Annotated in this window: 15 protein-coding genes and 1 tRNA gene; 9 read left to right on the top strand and 7 right to left on the bottom strand. The window is 65.2% G+C overall.

All coding sequences use genetic code 11. The features are described 5' to 3' along the window. Together ABZ382_RS10020 and ABZ382_RS10015 are read right to left on the bottom strand one after the other, a co-directional pair. Entirely contained in the window at nt 1-1,074 is a 1,074-nt protein-coding gene (locus ABZ382_RS10020) for a hypothetical protein (RefSeq protein WP_357086427.1), read from the bottom strand. A gap of 70 nt (nt 1,075-1,144) precedes the next feature. Continuing rightward, entirely contained in the window at nt 1,145-2,146 is a 1,002-nt protein-coding gene (locus ABZ382_RS10015) for a polysaccharide deacetylase family protein (protein WP_357086425.1), read from the bottom strand. A 124-nt stretch (nt 2,147-2,270) separates the two neighbouring features. On the opposite strand from ABZ382_RS10015, the gene ABZ382_RS10010 reads away from it, so the two are divergent. Next, complete coding sequence (locus ABZ382_RS10010; RefSeq protein ID WP_357086423.1) at nt 2,271-3,593, top strand: putative glycoside hydrolase; 1,323 nt, start codon at nt 2,271-2,273, stop codon at nt 3,591-3,593. A gap of 9 nt (nt 3,594-3,602) precedes the next feature. Here ABZ382_RS10010 and ABZ382_RS10005 read toward each other — a convergent pair whose 3' ends face one another. After that, the gene (locus tag ABZ382_RS10005) at nt 3,603-4,832 is read right to left on the bottom strand and encodes a hypothetical protein (protein ID WP_357086421.1); all 1,230 of its coding nucleotides are present in this window, start codon (nt 4,830-4,832) and stop codon (nt 3,603-3,605) included. A 312-nt stretch (nt 4,833-5,144) separates the two neighbouring features. Between ABZ382_RS10005 and ABZ382_RS10000 the strand changes: the two genes are divergently transcribed. Then, nucleotides 5,145-5,217: transfer RNA gene (locus tag ABZ382_RS10000), tRNA-Ala, on the top strand. 49 nt (nt 5,218-5,266) lie between these two features. On the opposite strand, the gene ABZ382_RS09995 is transcribed toward ABZ382_RS10000, so the two are convergent. Beyond that, the gene (locus ABZ382_RS09995; RefSeq protein ID WP_357086419.1) at nt 5,267-6,013 is read right to left on the bottom strand and encodes an NUDIX domain-containing protein; all 747 of its coding nucleotides are present in this window, start codon (nt 6,011-6,013) and stop codon (nt 5,267-5,269) included. Between the two features lie 116 nt (nt 6,014-6,129). Here ABZ382_RS09995 and ABZ382_RS09990 point away from each other — a divergent pair, with 116 nt between their 5' ends. Together ABZ382_RS09990 and ABZ382_RS09985 are read left to right on the top strand one after the other, a co-directional pair. Next, nucleotides 6,130-7,005, top strand: coding sequence for a 5'-methylthioadenosine/S-adenosylhomocysteine nucleosidase (locus ABZ382_RS09990; RefSeq protein ID WP_357086417.1), 876 nt, complete (start codon nt 6,130-6,132; stop codon nt 7,003-7,005). Between the two features lie 77 nt (nt 7,006-7,082). Further along, nucleotides 7,083-8,996, top strand: coding sequence for a hypothetical protein (locus ABZ382_RS09985; RefSeq protein ID WP_357086415.1), 1,914 nt, complete (start codon nt 7,083-7,085; stop codon nt 8,994-8,996). Nucleotides 8,997-9,099: 103 nt separating this feature from the next. Here the strand turns inward: ABZ382_RS09985 and ABZ382_RS09980 are convergent, their stop codons facing one another. Then, nucleotides 9,100-9,366: a DUF4143 domain-containing protein gene (locus tag ABZ382_RS09980; RefSeq protein WP_357086413.1), complete on the bottom strand. Its 267-nt coding sequence runs from the start codon at nt 9,364-9,366 to the stop codon at nt 9,100-9,102. 13 nt (nt 9,367-9,379) lie between these two features. Between ABZ382_RS09980 and ABZ382_RS09975 the strand changes: the two genes are divergently transcribed. Next, on the top strand, nt 9,380-9,658 hold the full coding sequence (locus ABZ382_RS09975) for a hypothetical protein (protein ID WP_357086411.1): 279 nt from the start codon (nt 9,380-9,382) through the stop codon (nt 9,656-9,658). Nucleotides 9,659-9,900: 242 nt separating this feature from the next. Here the strand turns inward: ABZ382_RS09975 and ABZ382_RS09970 are convergent, their stop codons facing one another. Beyond that, on the bottom strand, nt 9,901-11,169 hold the full coding sequence (locus ABZ382_RS09970; RefSeq protein WP_357086409.1) for an ATP-binding protein: 1,269 nt from the start codon (nt 11,167-11,169) through the stop codon (nt 9,901-9,903). 615 nt (nt 11,170-11,784) lie between these two features. Here ABZ382_RS09970 and ABZ382_RS09965 point away from each other — a divergent pair. From ABZ382_RS09965 to ABZ382_RS09955, 3 genes are all read left to right on the top strand, one after another. Continuing rightward, on the top strand, nt 11,785-13,110 hold the full coding sequence (locus ABZ382_RS09965) for an alpha/beta hydrolase (RefSeq protein WP_357086407.1): 1,326 nt from the start codon (nt 11,785-11,787) through the stop codon (nt 13,108-13,110). A gap of 248 nt (nt 13,111-13,358) precedes the next feature. Further along, nucleotides 13,359-14,300: a hypothetical protein gene (locus tag ABZ382_RS09960; protein ID WP_357086405.1), complete on the top strand. Its 942-nt coding sequence runs from the start codon at nt 13,359-13,361 to the stop codon at nt 14,298-14,300. A gap of 158 nt (nt 14,301-14,458) precedes the next feature. After that, the gene (locus tag ABZ382_RS09955; protein ID WP_357086403.1) at nt 14,459-15,715 is read left to right on the top strand and encodes a haloacid dehalogenase-like hydrolase; all 1,257 of its coding nucleotides are present in this window, start codon (nt 14,459-14,461) and stop codon (nt 15,713-15,715) included. 129 nt (nt 15,716-15,844) lie between these two features. Here ABZ382_RS09955 and ABZ382_RS09950 read toward each other — a convergent pair whose 3' ends face one another. After that, nucleotides 15,845-16,405 (bottom strand): hypothetical protein, encoded by a 561-nt coding sequence (locus ABZ382_RS09950; RefSeq protein WP_357086401.1) that lies wholly within the window; start codon nt 16,403-16,405, stop codon nt 15,845-15,847. Nucleotides 16,406-16,415: 10 nt separating this feature from the next. Between ABZ382_RS09950 and ABZ382_RS09945 the strand changes: the two genes are divergently transcribed. Beyond that, a complete protein-coding gene (locus tag ABZ382_RS09945; protein WP_357086399.1) occupies nt 16,416-16,583 on the top strand; it encodes a hypothetical protein in 168 nt (55 codons plus the stop codon). The last annotated feature ends 64 nt before the right edge of the window (nt 16,584-16,647 follow it).

Genomic DNA, 16,647 nt, shown 5'->3' with positions numbered 1-16,647 from the left:
TCACACCGAACAGTATCGCGCGCGATACCGGATCAGGAGCCAAAGCAGCAGGGCTTCCGCGATGGCGGTGAATACGGTCAGGAATTGGCTGAAATAGCTGGCCAGCACGTTCACCACGGTGAGCGACAGAATGTTGGACCAAATGCCCAGTCGGACACCGATATCCACTCGGCCGCGCATCCACTGCGCCGCCGCCACCGCGCAGCCGATACCGACCAGCAGTTCCGCGACCGCGGCGATGCCCAAGCCCGCCAAGGCCTTCCAGCCGTGATTCTGGGTGACGTCGAGGAAGTGATCGAGGGCGGGGGAGGGGGAATGCCATCCCGCCAGCACGATGACGGCCAGCACCAACCGCAACAGCGTCCAGACGGCATGACCGATGAGAACGGTGATCAGTACCGCCGCCATCACCCGCTGTGGGAGCACCGCGTCCTCGGCCCGCCGATACGCCCGCCGCAATCGCCCGAAACGGGAGGGTCGGGCGGCCTCGTGGGTGGTGCGCAGATAGTCGCCGAGCGCGTCACAGAGGGCGACGGTGTCGGGGGTGAAGCCGCCGCGGTCCACGCGGTCGAGGCTGTGCAGCAGGGCATTGCGCTGTTCGACGCTGATCTGCGTGCCCACATCCATACCGACCTGTTCGACGACATCGGCCAGCAGCAGGGCGGGCGGACGGACGCGGCTGCGGGCGGCGTACCGGGCGACCAGCACGATCAGCAGGAAGGCCAGATAGATGATGGGCGCGGCGAGCGGGAAGAAGTAGTCGTTGTCGGAGGTGATGAACTTCCCGACCTCGTCGATGAACAGGCCCAGCCCCACCCCGGACAGCGCCGCCGCGGTGGTCAGGGAGCCGCGACCGGCGAACAGGAACATCACCAGACAGGCGATGACCAGTAGCAATCCACCGAACAGCGCATGCGCGATGTGGTAGGTGCTGCCGCCGATCTTGGGATAGCCGGCGGCCATCAGGTACAGCCGGGTGATCACGACGGTGAGCCCGAAGCAGACCGCCATGATGGTGACCAGACGGCCGGAGCCGGGCCGCCACCGCATCATCGCCACACGCTCGCCGAACACGGCATCCACCGTGACACAGATTCGGCCGCGCCGGTGCCGAACCGGGTTGCCTGGGCTGCTGACCTTGCGGTCAGTACGGTTGCGCGGTCGAGTTCCAGCTCACGGCCAGTTCCGCGACGGCCGCGCGGGGGAACGAGACGTGTGTGGTGTCGCCGTCAGAGGTGTAGCGCTCGGCCGGGTTGGCCGCCAGCCAGTCGAGCCAGTAGCCGGAGTCGAACGCGACGGGGCTGCGGCCGGAGCGGATTCGGGGGATGCCCGCCGGGTCCAGCGCGGCGGTGAAGGGCGAGGCGGCCGGGTTGGAGCCGACCAGTAGGACGCCGCCGAACCGGTAGGGCGTCCCGTCCCAGCTGCCCGCGCGGGCCAGGCCGTGGTCGGCGGGATAGACGCCGAGCGGCAGGGCCATGGACCGGATGGTGGTGCCGGGTGCGGCGGTGGTGATGGCGCGGATGTTCTGGACCAGTTCGCGTTGCACGTCGGCGGGTGGCAGCTGGCCCAGATTGGCGTGGGTGGCGGTATGTGCGCCGATGTCGTAGCCGTGGCGGACCAGCCAGGGCAGGGCGCGGGCGTCCTCGCCGAAGGGTTCGTTATTGATGTAGAAGGTGGCGGTGGCCGCGAAATCCGGGTGGCGGGAATGGAATTGCTCGAGCAGGCCGACGGCGCAGTCGGGGGTCGGGTCGCCGGCCGGGGTGAGGGTCAGCTGGCTGCCGGTGGAGTCGTCGAAGGTGAGGACCACCGGGTGGGTGCCCGCGGGTAGGTCGATGACGCCGGACAGGTACTCGGTGATGGTGATCGGGCGGTAGCCCTCGGCATGGAGCCGCTCGAGTTCGGCGGTGAATTTCGCCGGGGTCTGGTCGTATTCGCCGGCGGGCGCGGCTTCGACGCGGTGGTACATGAGGATGGGGATCTGGCCCAGCTCATTGGCGGCGACCGCGGCCGGATCCGGTGGCCTGGCCGCTGCCGGGGGCGGGGCGGGCGCGGCCGCCGGGCTCGGAGCGGTGGATCCTCCGCACGCGGTGGCGGTCGCGCACAGCAGCGCCGCCGTGACCATTCGCAGCATGGTCGACGCCTTCATCGCCGCAACGCTACGCGGCGACAACGGTTTTGACGTGATCTCGGCGAAAATCGGACGTTGTTCGCATACAGGCGAGATAGTGATGCCCAACAGCCGTCTGTGGAAGTTGGTGTCTAGGTTGCTCATGCGACTCCGGTCGATCCGCCGTCGGCGGTCCGCCCTGCTCGCGATCGGCGCGGTGCTGTGCCTGGTGCTCGCCGCGGTGGTGTTCGTCTTCGGCCGCAGCCGCCCCTCGGCCGCCGTCCAACCGCCCACCCTGGAACTCGCCCCGACCCCCGCCGCCACCTCCTATCGGGACCCGGTGCTGGTGCGCGGCAAGGCGTTCGGCGCGAAACAGGTCGCCATCGGCGACCAGTCGGTGCGTCCCGCCCCGGACGGCTCCTTCGAGATCCGGCTGCCGCACGGTCCGGTCGACGCCACGGTGGTGGCGACCGGTGCGGCGGGGGATACCGTCGTCAGCCCGGTGAAGGTGGAGGTGACGCTGCCGCGCATCCGCGCCGTCCACGTCACCGCCTACGCGTGGGCCTACGACCCGATGCGGGAGGCGGTGCTGGATCTCGCCCGCCAGGGCCGCATCGACACCGTCCAGCTCGACATCAAGGACGAGGACGGCATGATCGGCTACGACTCGCAGGTGCCGCTGGCCCGCGAATCCGGCGCCACCACCACGATTTACGACGCCCCGGCCGCGCTGAAGCAGCTGCACGACATGGGGTTGAAGGTGATCGGCCGCATCGTCGCCTTCCGCGATCCGACCGTGGCCGTGTGGGCCTGGCGCAACGGCCATCCCGACTGGGTGATCCAGAACGCGGGCGGCCAGCCGTACTCCAGCGGTTACGGCGCCATCGCGTTCACCAACTTCGCCAGCCCCGAAATCCGGTCCTACAACCGTGATCTCGCCGTCGAAGCGGCGAAGCTCGGCTTCGACGGTGTCATGTACGACTACATCCGCCGCCCCGACGGCGGGCTCGGCGGTATGCAGTTCCCGGGGCTCACCGAATCCCCGTCGGACTCGATCGCCAACTTCCTGCGCGACTGCCGGGAGCCGATCCACCAGGCCGGTGCGTCGTTGAGCGCCGCCGTGTTCGGTATCGCCGCCACCCGGCCCGACGAGATCGCCCAGGACATTCCAGCGATGGCGCGCTACTCGGATTTCCTGGCGCCCATGCTGTACCCGTCGCACTGGCACGCGGGGGAATACGATGTCGCGAGCCCGAACTCGCAGCCGTACGACATCGTGTTCCGGTCCCTGCAGGACTTCCGCGCGCGCACGGTTGGGACCAGCGCGCAGGTGATTCCATGGCTGCAGGATTTCAGCCTCGGCGTCTCCTACGGGGACGAGCAGGTGAAGGCGCAGATCGACGCCACCTACGCGGCGGGGTACAACGGGTTCTTCCTGTGGAATCCCGCGGTCACCTACCACCCCGGGGCGATGGTCCCCAACTAGCCGGCATGGTCAGCCCCGGTTCAGTGTTGCGCCGAGCGGGGCGACGGTGAGCTGGGATCGGGTGGCCTGCACCGTCACCTCGAAAACTGGCTTCCCCGTGAGGGGCCCGTTCACGAAGCCCGCCAGTTCCGGGTTCCCGGCCGGGTCGGCTTCGCGGACATCGAGGGCGCCTTCGAGTTCGCGGGGATTGTCGTCCAGTCCGGCGGCGCGCGGTAGCAGTCGCAGGCCGTCGGTGGTGTACAGCTGGACGGGGTAGTCGCGGCCGGTCGGTGAGGTCAGCGTGGCCGGGTGTTTGGTCTGCGCCCAGTCGAAGTCGTCGAAGCGCAGGTTCCAGCCGCCCGGCAGGCCGCCCTGCCTGCCTTCGACCCGCAGCTCACGATTCTCCGCCGCGTCACCGGTGACGTGAATGGAGATGCGCGAGGTGATCTCGCCCGGAATCTTGGGTTGGGGCTGCCAGTCCTCGGCGGGCAGCGAGATGGCCGCGTACGCCGGGTTGAACCGCTCGGTCAGCTGATCCGGCGCCGACGGCAGCGGCCCCTGGTCCTGCCAGGTGTACCGCCCCGGAATGTGATTGGACCCCGCCATATCCAGGTCGTACTTACGCGTGAACATGTCCCCGTACCGGTTCATCACGAACGTCACCGATCCGGACACCGACAGCGACTCGGACACGAACCGCCCGCCCATCGGCCCGCCGATCTCATAGCTCAGATACGCCGGCAGCCACGGATCCTGGTACGTGATCCGAGACCCGTCCTGCGACAAGGCAACCAACTCGACCAGCCCCGCCGTGGTCGGATGCCCATACCCCTTCGCATCCTCGAAACTCTTCGACATCCGATGACTGATCGCCCACCGGCTCGACGCGATCGGCCCGTCCCCGGTCCCCGGCACCTGCTCACCCGGCCACAACCAGATCGGCCCGCCGTACGAGTACGTCCAATTCCACATCATCGGCCCCGACAGCAGATTGTCCATCGAGTAGATCCACCCGTTCCGATCCGCGGCCACGAGCATGTTCCCGTCCACCGACACCGCGACCACCCGCCCGTCCAGACACCCGGGTGTCGGCACCTTCCGCCACGCGCCCCCCGACTCCCGAGGCCGCGAGTACAACGACCCGTCCCGCAGCACAACCTCCGCGAAGCCGTTGAAACCCTGTGTCCCATCCCGCAACTCGACCCGCGACGGGAAACTCACACCCTCGGGCGCAGCAGGCAGATCATCGAACTCCGCCACCCCCCGAATACTCGGCAACGGCAGAAACACCCCCGGCAACGGCGGAATCACCTGCAACGTACCGATAGCCGGCACACACCCCAACGGCCGACTCCCCACCCCGGCATCCGCCCTAGCGACACCCCCGCCACCCAGCACCACCCCTACAGCAACCACCGCAGCCATCGCCCGCAACACCGAATGCCCCGTCATCCGAGCAATCTAACCCACCCCTTCCCCCGAAAGACCCACCTTTACCAGGCGATTTGCACACCCCCAACCCCCATGGTGTACCTTCGTCCAGTCGCCGGGTATTTCTAGTGACAACCGCAAGGGGCTATGGCGCAGCTGGTAGCGCACCTCACTGGCAGTGAGGGGGTCAGGGGTTCGAATCCCCTTAGCTCCACTCAACGAAGAGCCGCAAGCGAACGCTTGCGGCTCTTCTGTTTGCGGTGTCAGTATCGCTGGGACATCCGGGTCGACTCGTTCGAATTCGATTGGGTGGTGCGCAATATGGCCGGATGCAGGGTGGTGACGGGGCCGCTGCGATACAGCGCAGCGGGGCGGCCGCCGTGTCGAGTGGTCCGGCGGCCGGTGGGAATCAGAATGCCGTCGGTTCCGGTGACCTTGCGGTGGAAGTTTCGCTGATCGAGAGCTTCATCCCAGACGATCTCATACACCCGGCGTAGTTCGGCGACAGTGAAATCCGGTGGGCAGAATCGGGTGGCGAGTGTTGTGTATTCAAGCTTGCTTCGAGCTCGTTCCACCGCGTCGGCCACGATCAATGTGTGGTCGAAAGCCAGTTCCGTGCTTCCATCCAGTATCGACCCGACGGGCGTCCACGCCGCTGTACGCGCGTCCCCTCCGGCTTCGGGTGCTGGAAGATCCGGAACAAACGCTAGATAGCAGACAGTAACCACGCGACGGCGTGGGTCCCGATCGGGCGAGCCATAGGTGCGCAGCTGTTCCAGATGGGCGCGCCCGAGGTCGATGCCGGTCTCTTCGGTTAGCTCACGCTCCGCTGCCGCATCCAGATCCTCCTGGGGGTCGTCGAGGAACCCGCCGGGCAGGGCGAGGGATCCTTCCCAGGGTTCGGTTCCACGCTCCACGAGAAGTATTTGCAGAGTGTTGTCCCGCACCGTGAGCACCGCAAGGTCCACGGCGATGGCCGCCTCGGTTGCCCGCCAATTGCGTTCTGCCATGCCCGTCTCCTCTCGCAAGGAAACTATACGTCATATTGACGTAAACACCGTCAGCAGCTACCGTTCTGGGCGGGGGCCAGGCTGAGATTGTGGCCCAAAATCGTTGGGGAGAAACGATGTTCGTGATTCTTACTGCTCTGGGAATCGAGCAGGATGCAGTGTTGGAACACCTAGTCGACATCCGTGTGCATGAGCACGACAAAGGCACCTTGTTCGATGTGGGCACGATCGCCGGCTACCCCGAGCATCGTGTGGCGGTGGGCGTCACCGGCGCGGGAACCACGACGGCCGCCACGCTCACCGAACGGGCACGGGCAGCATTCGATCCTGACCTCATGATGTTCGTCGGTATCGCGGGCGGCTTGCGGAAAGACTTGGCCATCGGTGACGTGGTTGTCGCGACGAAGGTCTATTCCCATCAGGGCGGGCGTAGCGAAGACGACGGATTCCTGGTCCGGCCACGCGCCTGGGAGCTGTCGCACCGGGTCGACCAGGCTGCTCGCCGTCTGGTCCAGAGGGACAGATGGCGCAGTTTGCTGACCGAGGGCGCTCCCGCCGTCACTCCAGCGGTGAGGTTCGAACCAATCGCGGTCGGGGACGTGTTGCTGAACTCCACGAAATCGGAGCTGGCTCGCCGAATCCATGCTTCCTACAACGATGCCATAGCTGTGGAGATGGAAGGTTCGGGCTTCGTGCATGCGGCCGCCCTCGGTGATCAGGTGCCTGCAGTGGTTATCCGCGGCATCAGCGATCATGCCGACGGGAGGAAGGCCGAAGCCGACCGTGCGGGCGGTCAGGCCCTCGCTGCGCGCAACGCCGCTGCATTCGCGATTGCGTTGGCGGCTTCGCGAACACCGAAACCTGGCTCGACAGAGGAGAACTCCAGCCCGCCACCCCCGACCATGCCGACGGTCAACAGCACAGTCGTCGCAAAGGGCCACGCGAGAGTCGGCGAGCAAACCGGTGTGCGGTTCAACTGGGGGCTGCGGTGAATGCGGGTCCGTCCGACATACGGGTGGAAAGTCGCGTCAGCGCGAGCGGTCAGGCGCATGTCGGGCACCAGACAGGCGTGCATATCGGTGATGTTCTGCATGGAGTGTCGTACTACACGACCATGGCGGGCGATCCCCCCGAACGTAAGCAAGAAGTGGCACAGGCTCACCTCGACGGTGGGAACCCTCGCCAGGCCGAAGAAGTCCTTCGCGCGCTGTTCAAGGAAGGGCACCTCACGACCGAGCGTGCTTACTTGTTTGTACTATCCGTGCTGAGCGGTCGTTCATTCATCGAGATCACGGCGTCACTCTCGGATGAGATCCACCACGCCATGCGAATCGCCGAGCAGCATGCGAGAGACCAGTGGCGCGAGGCGCTCGAGGTCATCGACATCCTGCTTCGATACGCGCACAGCGAGCACTACGAGGAAACCGTCGCTCGAGACCTCGCCACCGCGCTGAAGCAATTCAGCGAGCTGGATGAGAGGCGGCAGAACGAGATCGATCAGCACCTGGGCCAGATCCTCAGCGGCGCTGTACAAGAACGGATTGCCGGTAAGCGCAGGTATCAGGTCGCCGAGGCGAGAATGAGCAATGACCGCGTCGGACGGGCGTGGAAGTTCTTCGAGGCCAATCCGCGACCTCCGATTATCTGGTCGACGCCGCCGATCCAGGCTGCTGCCACAGAGTGGCGCGATGCTGTAATCGGCTCTGCAGCACTGATATTGGCGATCGCTTGTGTTCCGGTGGCTGGGATAGCCGTCGGTGCGGTAGTCGGATTGGGATTGATCCTGGCCGGTGGATTGTTGGCGCTGCGATACGCCATCCTCACCCAGACTGCTGTGCGCCACAACGAAACCCTTCGGGCGACGTACTGGCCGTTGCCCTACTGGCACCCGCAGGAAACGAAGTTCGACAGTCTGGTCGATCAGTGCTTCCGCGGTGGGGATATCGGTGCGCTGTGGGAATTTTCCGCAGGCCATCGTGAATATCTCAAACGACGGCTCCATCAACAGTATTTCGATCCCCAGGTCTACCCCGGCGAGATGAAATGGCTGGTCCTGTGGCATGCTGCGCGATTCGTCCGCCAGCACTACTACCCACCGGCGGCACTGCCCAAAACGTCTCAGGCAACAACTCTCCGGACCGTCGGTCTCATGGTGTGGGGGGTCGGGCTGGCAGCACTTCTTTTCTCCGGCCAGTTCTTGCCCTTCCTCCTAGGGGTCGGTAGCTGGTGGGGGATTCGGGGTATTGCACGCATCGCTGCTCTTGCCCCCGCGCAGGTACTACTTGATCACGATGCCGCCGTCTTGCTTGCCGAAGAGCAGGCCGAACACTGGCGGTGCTGTCGGATGCTCGATGATCGTCCGACAGACGCGGAGATGGCGCGCTGGCTCGCCCTGGACAAGGCATTTCTCCGCGACGACGCACTTCAGCGGGCGGATCTCCGCGAGCGTGACCTGGTGACATACGTAGTGCTGACCGAACGAGCTCCCTTTGCGCGAAGAGGTAGGGTCAGTGACGGGCCGCCGCGATACGAGGCCTACATCGTCTACGTCTTCCTGTTGACCCAGTACGGGATGCGTACCGCCCGAACATATTTGGATTTCCTCAGCGGGGATGCGCGGAACGAGCACCGCCAGATGTTCACCTACGATGCGGTGGCCTCAGTATCAGTGGTTGAGAAGGGTGTGCGTGCATTTCTGCCCGACGGTCGTCCTGCGATCGCTGAACGAAGTGACCGAGTTTTCCAACTGACCTTGCTTAACGGCGAGTGCATCGCCGAGGTCCGGGAGAAATCTCGGGTGACTGGCAATCACCAGTACGGCGAGAGCGACTTTGCCACCGCCTCAACTGCGTTTGCGTCGGGCTTCGACACCGCGCTGCGGATACTCGAGGCCGTGGCAACCGAGGGCCGCGATTGGATCGTTCGTGACCGCGAGAGAAGGCAGCGATGGTCACTCAACTGGCGTACCAGCTCCGACAAATGATCCGTTGACCTCGCAGGACCATCGTTTGTGGCTCATCACACTCAAACCTTTCCGACCCCGTGTCCTTGCCCGGTATCGATTGATGGTCGAGCGCCGATCGGGTTCAGTTCTCGGGGTTCGGGACTTCCCACAGGGCGCTGACGTGCATTGCGAGCATCTTCGGTCCGAAGGGCAGCGTTTGCTGGCCTGTGTGGAGGACTATGCCGGCGAGGAAGTCGTCGCCGAGGCGTTCGGCGAGGTGGTGGAGGCGGCGGAAGTCGTCCGGTTCCACGGTGGAGGCGGGTTTGACTTCGATGCCGACTACTTCGCCGCGACGGTTCTCGAGTACGGCGTCGACTTCGACACCGTCTTGGGTGCGGTAGTGGTACATCTGGACGTCTTCGGTGGACCAGGTGCGCTTGGCGCGTGAGTTCCATCAGTACGAAACCCTTGAGCAGTGGGCCGAATCGGCCGTCGGGGCGCAGCATGTTTCGCACGTCGGCTCCAACGAGATTCGCTGCGATGCCGGAGTCCACGAAGGCGACCTTCGGGATCATGGTCGCGCGGTTGCTCGTATTGCACAATATGTGCGCGCTTTGCCGCGCATTATGTGCGCGATCTGCCGCTATGGCTGTGCGCTTCTTGCCGACACTGAAACAGTCGCTCTGGCGCAGCGCTGTTGATCGGTCGGCCGTTTGCTCCGCAGGTTGATTCGTTGCCGCGGAGCAGGTGGAGTGGCCGCGATCATCGGACACCGCCAGCTGAGACCGCCCGGGTCCCTGCCGCTCTGGCCAGGATGTCCGGCCCGTCCACCAGCACCGCGCGGTTCGTATGCTGGTCCGTCAGGTCCACCGAACAGCAGAGCCGCAGGTCAATAGCCTGCGGCTCTGCTGTTTCGTAGCAGCGCACGAACCGTTCGAGGCGGTCATGGGCGTGCGTTCCATAGGGCACTGACCGGCAGGGCGCGGAATTTCGGTCCGAAGGGGAGGGTTTCGGTGCCGGTGTAGAGCACGTATCCGGCGAGGAGGTCGTCGCCAAGGCGTTCTGCGAGGTGGCGGAGGCCGCGGAAATCTTCTCCCTTGACGGTGGCGGCGGCTTTCACCTCGATGGCGATTACCTCGCGTCGGTTGTTCTCGAGGATGATGTCGACCTCGACGTTGTCGCGGGTGCGGTAGTGGAACATCCGGGCCTCCTGGTCGGACCAGGTGAGCTGACGAGCGAGTTCGGCGGCTACGAAGCCCTCCAGAAGAGATCCGAGCGGGCCGTTCACGGCCCGCAGCGCGCGCGGGTCGGCACCGCACAAGTATGTGGCGATTCCGGAATCGACCATGAATACCTTGGAGGTCGCGACGGCCCGGGTGGTCAGGTTTCGGGACCAAGCGGGGATTCGCTTGATCAGGAAAACCTCTTCCAGGAGGCGGAGATAGCGGGCAACGGTGTCCTTGGGCAGGCCGAGTTCATTGCCGAGCGCGCCGGGCACCAGAAGTTGACCGGACCTGGCCGCGACGAGGTTGGTTAGGGTGAACATCTCTGCGGAACGTTCGATCTCGGACAGCTGCATGACGTCTCGGTTGATCAGATCGGCGACGTAAGAGGAGAAGAATCGGGAACGCCGTTTACCCTCTCGCGCAACGGCTTCTGGGAAGCCGCCGCGTGCGATCCGTTCGATGTAATCATCGCGATTCTCGGTCCCATCGTGCCGTAGCTGGGGTCCGCGCTCGAAGGCGCAATCGATGAATCTGTCGGGTGCGCCGTCGATTTCGCCTTGGGACAGCGGCCAGAGTTCGATCGTCTCCATGCGCCCAGGGAGGGCATCGGGAACGCTCCGAAGTGCCATGACGTGAGCCGAACCGGTCAGCAGGAACCGGCCGGGTCGTCCATCGACGTCGACGGTCTCCTTGATCGCCAGCAACAGCTCTGGTACTCGCTGCACTTCGTCGATGATCAAGAGGGAATCGTCGAGCACGAACTGCGTGGGGTCATAGCCGGCCGCCTGCCGAGTCTCGGGCTTGTCGAGGCTGCGCCAGGTCGCGCCGATCTCCCTGCCTATCCGGGAGACCAGCGTGCTCTTTCCGCATTGACGAGCTCCGTTGACGAGGACGACACGAGTATCGGCAAGAGCTTCATGCACTGCCGAATGGGCGTGGCGGGGAAGGATCCGACCAATCGGCGATGATGAGAAGGGCGAGGTCACCGTAGTAGTATTGCAGACGCAATGCGCGATTTGCCGCAGAACAAGTGCGCGATCTGCCGCAGCTTCTGTGCGCGATCTGCCGCAATGATCGTGCGGTTCTTGCCGCCGCTGGAGCCGCTGCTTCGCTGGAGCGTCGTCATCGAGTCGGCGCCTTCGTCTGCAGATGATTCGTTGCGATCGGGAAGTAGGAGCGGTGGCGATCACCGGGCACCGCCAACCAGGCCTGACCGGGAACCAACCGCTCGAATCATGACGTCCGGCCCCATCGTCGTTTCCAGATTGAGGGATGCGGAAGGTGCGGTGTGTCGAGTGATCGGCAGGCCTTGGGCTTCTGATATGTAGGTGGTTGTCCCGCACGGGCGTGCGGTTTACTTGACCGACTGTGTGAGCGTGGTTGAGAGGCGAATTCTGTTGTTGGTGCGACTATTCCGGCGTTCGATCACCGCACTTGTCGTATCGGTGACCGTCATCGCGCCGGTGGGTGTGTACAGTTCCGCCGCGCCCGGGCCGGGAAGCGAGCCGCAACCGCTGGGGTTGGAGCGGTTTCAGGGGCAGCCGATCGATTGGAGGGCTTGCGGGACGGAGTTGGATGCGGCCGGCGGGGAGTGCGCGGACGTGGTGGTGCCGGTGGATTACGGGAAACTCGACGGGCGCACGACGACAGTGGCGATATCTCGGGTGCGAGCAGGTGATCCGGAACGACGGCGAGGGGTGCTGCTGTCCAATCCCGGCGGACCCGGCGCGGAGGGGTTGGACAGTCTGGATCTGCTCGGTGATGTGCTGAGCCCGGAGGTGCTGGCCTCCTATGACCTGATCGGAATGGATCCGCGTGGTGTCGGGCGATCGGGGCGGACTGGGCGGTGCGGGTGGCCGGTGGGCGAGATGATCCGATCGGCGGGCGTGGATCTGCTGGGGTTCGCGCACGACACCGTGCAGTCGGCGGGAATGGCTGCCTCGTGTCTGGTGCGTGATCCGGAGTTGCTGCGGCAGTTCACTACTCGCAATACGGCGCGGGATATGGATATCGTCCGGAGCGCGCTGGGCGAGGAGAAGATCAGCTATTACGGGACGTCCTACGGGACCTATCTGGGCGCGGTGTACACGCAGATGTTCCCGCAGCGGGCAGATCGGATCGTGCTCGACAGTGCCATCGATCCGGATCGGTATTGGGAAGGGCTGGTCCAGGATTGGGGGCCGGCCGACGAGATCGCATTGGACGATTGGGCGACGTGGGCGGCCGCGCGGGATGACACGTATCGGTTGGGTGCGACACCGCAGCAGGTGCGGGCCGGAATCGAGGAGCTGGTGCGGGCTGCGGCACGGCAGCCGATCGTGGTGGACGGTTTCGCTGTCGACGATCATTGGCTGCCGTTCATCCTGCACGGGACGCTGATGAACTATCGGATCAATGCGGCTGTGGCCGAGACCGTCCGGGAGCTCGCCGACGCCGCGGGCGGGCCGCCGACCACGTCTCGGTCGCCTCGGCTCACGGCCATCGTGGCAGCGCTGCGCGACGGGGAGAACTCGACGCTGGCCCAGATCGCCTGCGGGGACGCGGGTGCGATGACTGATCTGGGCTCGTACTGGCGCAATATCGAGGACAGCCGGGTCACGCAGCCGGTCTTCGGCGCGTTGGCGAGCAATGTCGAGCCCTGTGCGTTCTGGCCACGGCCGGTGGAAGCGCCCACCGTTGTTCGGAATTCGGTGCCCGCGCTCATCGTTCAGGCGACCGGAGACCCTCGTACCCCGTACGCCCACGGACTCCGGCTGCACCAGGACATGACGGGGTCGCGGATGGTCACGCTGCAGGACGTCCGCATTCACATGACCTTCCGGCCCAAGTTGAGCGCCTGCGTGAACGAGGCCATCAACACCTACTTCGACGCCGGAACACTGCCGGAGTCGGATACCACCTGCCACGCCGACCCATCGACGCCCTAGCGCCACGTTCGCCCCGATCCATAGCAGCAGGGGCGGAGTCGGGTCGTCAGTCGGTGGGCGCCACCGCCCGCGACCACGGGAGCAGTCGGGGCCCGAATTCTTATCTCCGGCCCACCAATCAGCACCACGCGGTTCGGATGCTGGTCCGTAGCAGTCGAATTCGATGTCGCACACGCGGAAGAAAAGACGATCCGGGCATGTCCGTTCGTTTCAGAACGGGTGTTCGAATGCATCGCTATCTTCGGTGTGTGCCGTCCATTCGTCACGAGATTCCGTTGCAGCTGTTGCGCAATCGTCCCGAGGTCGCACCCCGGATCGCTCGGGCGGTGCTCGGTGTGCCGGTGCCCGATCTGCCGTGCTGGCGGCCGGGGCCCGAGACGGTTACGTTGCTGTCCCCGGGCGAGCTGCACCTGGACATCGTGCTGGTGGGCACAACCACGGACAAACCGGAGTTCGCGATTATTCATGAGGTCCAGAACTCTTGCCGCACTCCGGAACTCGAACGGATCGCGTTGAGTTGGCCCGCCTATGTCACTCACGTGCGTCAGCGGTTGGGTTGTCCCGTGGTGCTGTTGGCGTTCTGTCCCGACGAGCGAACCGCTCGGAGAGTCGCGGCACCGGTCGAAACCGGTCACCCTGACTTCGTGTTCCGCCCTCGGACGTATTGGCCGGGGATGTTGCCCGCGATCACCAGTGTCGTCGAGGCGGACCGTTGGCCGGAATTGGCTTTGTTGTCCGCGCCGGGGCACCTGGGGGATTCCGAGCGGCACAGCGTTCTCACCATGGTTCTCGAGGCGATGCAGCGGCTCGGGCCGGACTGGCGTGTCCACTACCATGACTACATCAGCCGATGTGTACCTGCTCGGTACCGGAAGGAGTGGGAGGAGCTCGTGGCTATGGCGATCGAGAACTACCACTGGGAAAGCGACTTCGCGCACGAACACCAGGCCATCGGCCGGGCCGAAGGACGGGCGGAGGGAAAGGCTGAGGGAAGGGCCGAGGCGTTGGCCGGGTCGGTTCTGCGGATTCTCGACCGCCGCGGGCTGGTCGTCGGTGAGGCAGTCCGGACGCGGGTCACCGACTGCTCGGATCTGGCTCAGTTGACCCGATGGCTGGATCTGGCGCTGGTCGTGGATTCTGCCGAGCAGATTTTCGAGCCCGGAACGCAGGCTAAGGGCGAATCGGAATAGCCGACCGCTGTCGAGATGGCAATCGCCCTGCGCCGGGATGATCTTGGGCGGTGGTTTCCAGCTCGGCGAGCCCTTGGTGAACAGTGTTTACTGAACAACTGACCAGTATTCATGTGGGTGACGGGTTGCGGTGGGGTGGGGTGCTTAACCTGCCGCGCATGGCAAAACGATTTCTGGTCGCGCTGGCGGTCACCCTGGGCCTCGCCGGTTTGGGGGCGCCGCAGGCGAGCGCGGCTCCGTCGAGCGACAAGTGTGAACAGCTCGACAGCTCGCTGCGGTGGTATGGCGACAACGCCGCCAAGTTGCAGCAGATGATCAATGAATATGGCAAGTGCAACAAGGCCGTTCACGGCAACAAGCATCCGGTTGCCACGTTCGACTGGGACAACACCACGATCAAGAACGATGCGGGTGATGCCACCACGTTCTGGATCCTGCGGAATGACAAGGTGTTGCAGCCGCCGAACAAGGATTGGATGCAGACCAGTCCGTATCTGACCAAGGATGCGGCCGAGGCGCTGTCGAAGGCGTGCGGGACCGATGTTGCCGCTGGGCAGCCGCTGCAGACCAGCACGAACACCGCGTGCGCCGATGAGCTGTACACGGTCTACAACGACACCACCACGACCACCGGCAAGCCCGCGTTCGCCGGGTGGAATCAGCGCCGCATCGAGGCGTCCTACGCGTGGGTGAACAACCTGCTCTCCGGCTACAACGACGAGACCGTCACCAAGTTCGCCGAGGCCGCTCGTACCGAGAACCTCGCCAACCCGGTCGGCGCCACGCAGATGGTCGGCACCAAGAAGGTCACGGCCTGGGTCCGCTACTACGACCAGATGGCCGACCTCTACCGAACGTTGCAGAAGGAGGGCTTCGACGTCTGGGTGATCACCGCCTCGCCGCAGGCTGTGATCGAGGCCTGGGCGCCGCATCTGGGCGTGCAGCGCAAACACATCGTGGGAATCCAGAACGTCATGGATCACGGCGTGCGCAGCTACCACACCGTCGGCTGCGGCGGATCCGGCGCGGACCAGGCGATCACCTACCTGGATGGCAAGCGCTGCTTCATCAATGAGCGCGTGTTCGGTGTGACCGGCGCGGCCGCGTGGGAGCGGCAGGACAACCGTCAGGTCTTCGCAGCGGGCGACTCCACGACCGACGCCACCTTCGTTCGCGACGCCACCGCGCTGCGCCTGGCGATCAACCGGAACAAGACCGAGCTGATGTGCCCCGCGTACTTCAACGGCGACGGCAAGTGGCTGATCAACCCCATGTTCATCGAGCCCAAGGCGCAGAAGACCTCGCCGTACCCGTGCTCCACCAAGGGCTACACCAACCCGGACGGAAGCACCGGCCCGGCGAAGGACGACACCACCGGCACGGTCATCCCCGACCAGGCGGACCGGGTCTACTGAGCTAGGACGCCACCGCCGCCCGGGCTCGGCAGGATCGCCGAGCCCGGGCGCTTTTCGAATCCGACTACCCGCGACGCTGATCCCAGTGCAGTGCCGGAGCGGAGCATGTCGGCCGGTGTGGCGGTGGTTCTAGCTCGGGACGTAAGCGGGCGAGGAGTCGGGGTACGCGTGCCATGCCCAGGACAGCGAGTCCAGCAGGTTGCGTTTCAGCGTTCGCGCGTCACGGGTGTCGCTGGGGCGTTGGACGAGGGCCTCGCGGATCATCTGGACGAATCGCCAACGGGTGACGCCGAAGGCGACGAGCACTTCGCCGGCGCTCGCACCGCCGGAGGGCGCGCGGCGGATGGCGAACTCGACCACGGATTTGGCGTTCGTGTCGAGCGACTTGGTCGCCGCGAGAAAATCGCAGTGCGTGATCGATGAACGAACCCATTCCGGGGCATCGGTGGTGTGCGCCGGGGTGGCGTTGTCCGGGGATTGCGGGTCGGTGGTGTCGATGGTGAAGACCGGGAATCGGTCCTCGGGCGGGTCGGGTTCGTATCGGACGCGGATCGGCTGGTCCGATGTCGGCGGGAGCTCGCCGTCGATCGTGGAGTAGATCCAGGGGCCGTCGTCGAGTTCGACAATGCCGACCGTCGACTGCTCCCACGTCCCGGTGCTGGACGGGTGGTGCGTCACTTTCCACGACACGATCGACCCCGTGCCCGAGGAAGGCACCCAGTCCAGGGTGGTGGACCGGCACGATGAGCAGGCGTTGGTCATTGGCGCGACCAACGTCGCGCAGTCGGGACAGCGCCGAATCATCAAGGTCGTACCGCCGTGGCGCCCCGAGCGGTCGCCGGCGTGTCGTGGGCTCTCGGGCCTGTGATCGAACATTGGAATCCTCGCCAGTTCGTGCCTGCGCTGTCACTGTCGAGCTTGTACCGCGGACG

The organism is Nocardia sp. NPDC005825 (assembly GCF_040630175.1).
Taxonomy (GTDB): Bacteria; Actinomycetota; Actinomycetes; order Mycobacteriales; family Mycobacteriaceae; genus Nocardia.
The sequence above is the reverse complement of the archived record's forward strand: the minus strand, read 5'-3'. Positions and strand labels throughout refer to the sequence as shown.